This is a genomic window from Pedobacter sp. 01N416 (assembly GCF_056399685.1).
On record NZ_JBFTRT010000493.1, the window covers coordinates 1 to 3,921 of the forward strand.

A 3,921-nucleotide genomic window follows, 5' to 3' on the forward strand; every position below is an offset into this window, starting at 1 on the left:
ATTCCAACCAGTGTAAGTGGGAGTGCAATTTGGCTAAGTCCTGAAAAATTTTGAGCTAACGATCCTATTCCAAATACAATAATACTGAGCCAGATTAAAAAATCATCATTGTCATCAAAGGCTTTTATACTCTTAATTTTAATAAGATTTTTTTGAACCAAAAGCATACCAGTAACCAATGTAGCGTGTGCCAGTAAACTCATGCGCTGGCAACTGGCAATCAGTGCAGTTTGTTCACTTTCTTTAAACTGTTTGCCATAATTAACTTCAGTTAAATATCGGTAGCCTAAATGATCCATAAAATAAAATATGGAAGTGGTACACATAAATCCGGCAAAAATGAGTTGGGTGAGGAATAAGGGCCGCATAATCTGTTTATTAATAGGCAAATCTCTATTAATAATTGCGGCGGGTGACAAAATAGTGGTATAAAAGATAAAAAGCGAACCAAACCATGCCACAAAATAGGAAATGATTGGACTATTGATTAATAAATAGCAAACCAAAACAGGAAAGTATAGCGTTAAAATAAGTTTGGTTGGGTTATTATTTTGCATCGTTATTATGAATTGTACCTACAATGGCCTTCACTTGTTTTTCAAACGACCAATCTTTGATAATTTGTCTTGATAGGCTTCCCATTTGTGCTAATTTATCTTTATTTTCAGTTAATGCACTAAGTTTTTGTTTGAGATCGCCCAAATCTCCCGATTTAAATATTTCTCCATTAATTGTAGATTTAACCAGATCCGCAGCACAACCAACTTTATTAGAGATCAATATTGCTTTTCCGGCAGCCATGGCTTCATTAACAGCCAATCCCCATGTTTCGCTCAAAGATGGCAAACAAAATAAATCACAGGCCTGATACACAACTGGCATTGCTGTTTGATTCTGAAAATCAATAAAATGAATTCTCTTTTTTATACTGTCATCCTGAGCGTAGTCGAAGGATCTCTTCGTTCCTAATCCCTCAACTTTCCTTTTCAAACTCCCCTCTAACACTCCATTTCCAATAAAAAGTAAATGTGTATTTTTCAAGTCAAGATTAATAAAAGCATCTAATAAAATGAAAGGATTTTTAACAAGATCAAACTTACCTGCAAAAAGAATTAATATTTCACTAGAATCTATGCCGAACTTAGTTCTTAAAGAACTTGCTTCTATATGTCTATCTTCTGCAAACCGTTCATTATCTATCGCATGCGGTGCAAAAACCAGTTGTTTTTCATCTACATCATACTTTTTGAAATAAGCCTTGTTTTGTTTACCTACATAAAAAGCTACGTAGATATGACGGTAAACCCATTTAAGAAAAATATTTTTCACAATAGATTTTAAACCAAATTGATGATTGAGTAGGGTAGAATCGCCCCTAAAATAAACTGGGATTTTCCCTTTAAAATATCGAATTGCTTTTAAATGGCTGCGCCATGCCCATCCATAAACTAAAATGGCATCGGGTTTAAAGCTTTGTATCGTGTCGATGAGATTGGGATTCACAATACCATTGAAATGATGTGTGCCTTGATCTTTAGCTATGTTTTCTAGAAACGCAGAATCATATCCATCTAAAAGTGGTAAATCCCATTCAACTTGCCTTCCAAATCCCTTGTCAAATTTATTTAGTGAACTTTCTCCCCACGTGTAAAATACTTTAAGTTCGACTTTGTTGCTTAAAAGCCTAAAAACTGGCGCATAATATTGGATAGGGTGGGTAGTAATTATAGCGAGTTTTTTAATCATTAGGCATAGCTATAATATTACCCGAAACTAAATTTTCAAAGCTGATAATTTTCTTCAACCCATTTCTATGGATATATTCAAAGCCATAATTTAATGAAGCCAGTAAGGTAAGTATATAATCTTCTGCCCGACCAGTTTTTATATGGTAATGTTTATCGTACTCGAAAATGATTTTTGGCTTATTTTTCTTTATTGTTTCTATCAATCCATCTAAAACAAAACTTTCATACCCTTCAACATCAATTTTTATGAAGTCGACTTTTCGATCCCCAATAACTTCATCACCTACAAAACACTTTATAGAAACATCGCCATTTTGGTCGAATAGATTGTAAGCACCAGGATTGGTACTCCTTAAATCTGCTTGGATGTTAATTTGCTCATTTTTATTGCTTAAAGCAATATTTTGGGGGTTAATATTCGTAAAATTATTTAACTCAATATTTTTCTTGAGGGCAATATAGTTATGTGGAACAGGCTCAAAGGCAGTCACTGTACCCGTATTTCCTGTAAGCTGAGCAAAATATATGGTATGAAATCCAATATTTGCTCCGATGTCTAAAATATGATCGCCTGGTTTAATAATAGATTTAAAAACTTTTTTAAGTTCTGGTTCGTAATCTCCTGTATAAGCAATTTTTCCTCCAATCCATGTTGAAGTATCGCAATAGATTTTGAAATTACCTTCCAATGGTTCGGCAATTTGGACTGCTTTTTTTAATTTATGCTTAGTAAAAAGATAATTAAATATTCTATCCTGCCCTCTAAAAAAAGGTCTTTTTAAAATAAATTTATAAATGGATTGCATTTAAATAACTTTATTGAATAGGTTTACTTGCTCTTTTGTCATTGCAGATGCTGTATAGGGTTGAAATGCTTTCCAATTTGTTTGAGGGATTAATTTTTGCACAACATTTTGTAGATATTCATTTAGTTGATCAAAGGCAGAATTTTCAATTGCATCAATATCCAAATGATATCCAGCATTACAATCGTTGATGATTTGTGTAGCACTGCTTGCTTGGTGCAAAACAGCAAGCAGCGGTTTTTTAGCTAAGATATACGGATAAAGTTTTGAAGCTGTATATGCAGCTTGATTCGATCCAATGATAAGCAAACCGTCAGCTTGTTGCAAGCAATTTATGCTATCGTAAAAACCAATTCTATCCGTTTGCTCATGCACAAAAGGTAAGATGTTAAAGCGTTGGGCCATAGGTAAAATTGTGTGCTCACCCTTTCCTTGTGGTGCGTAACTTGTACCTATAAAATGCATTCTAATTTTCTTGAACACAGTGGGGTTTAATTCTAGTCCTTTTTTGAATAATGTAAAAAGTGTATTCAGCGCTGGATGCAGATCATAGCCACCTCTGCCTACATAAACCAAATTAATGTGACTGCTGTCAAATCGAATTTTTAGGTTTGAACCATTGATTGTTGCAATTTTAAAATCCAAATCAAAAGCGCCAAAAGTAATCACAGCACTTGGTTTATCTTTTAAATATGCATAACGAATTTTTAAAGTATCAATATAACCTGCTGAAACACTGATTAAGCCATCAACACTTCTCATGGCAATTGGTTCTAAATATTTATTCAAACGGTAGGAGAACCAATACTTTTTAGGTCTTTCTTTTTTTGTTTTACTTTGATAGTAATCAGTATGCCAAGGATCTTGCATATCGATAACATAAGGTATACCATGTTTTTTTTTCCAATAAGCGCCCAAAATACAAATTGGAAAAGCAGTAGTCGAAAAATATATTAAATCGAATGTTTCCTTTTTTAGTAACTCATTTACCTTATTTCGGTAAAACCATAAAGAGCGTAAAGCTAAACTCCCAAGTCCAAGCTTACTTGTCCATTTTTTTGATAGCGCTTTTACGTGATGAATTTTTATCTTATCTGGTATAGATTGTAATAAAAGTGGGTCTTTTACTGTATCAATATATTCATCTTCAACAGTTACAACTTCTGCATCCCATCCAAAGTTTTCAAAGTATGGCAAACTCATTCTAATGCGTTGCATATCCGCTGTATTGGCAGGAGGAAAATAAGGAGATATGATGAGAACGCGTTTCAACTAAATTTCAATTTTCGATTGTATATTTTACATTAGATAGAAATTTTTCCTTTTCAATATCCCAGTTTAAAGTTTCACCTGCATACTTAAAAGCT

3 protein-coding genes and 1 pseudogene are annotated in these 3,921 nt (G+C 33.3%); all 4 read right to left on the reverse strand.

What is annotated here, in order from left to right; genetic code table 11:
- Positions 1-557, reverse strand: a pseudogene (locus AC1DND_RS22140) (exosortase Y-associated Wzy-like protein); the annotation flags it as partial.
- A complete protein-coding gene (locus AC1DND_RS22145) occupies positions 547-1,746 on the reverse strand; it encodes a glycosyltransferase family 4 protein (RefSeq protein ID WP_477584775.1) in 1,200 nt (399 codons plus the stop codon). The pseudogene AC1DND_RS22140 and the gene AC1DND_RS22145, both read right to left, overlap by 11 nt.
- Positions 1,739-2,554 carry an FkbM family methyltransferase gene (locus AC1DND_RS22150; RefSeq protein ID WP_477584776.1) on the reverse strand — a complete coding sequence of 272 codons (816 nt, stop codon included), beginning with the start codon at positions 2,552-2,554 and terminating at the stop codon, positions 1,739-1,741. Before AC1DND_RS22150 ends, AC1DND_RS22145 begins: the two co-directional genes overlap by 8 nt.
- Entirely contained in the window at positions 2,555-3,826 is a 1,272-nt protein-coding gene (locus tag AC1DND_RS22155) for a glycosyltransferase (protein WP_477584777.1), read from the reverse strand.
- Between the last annotated feature and the right edge of the window lie 95 nt (positions 3,827-3,921).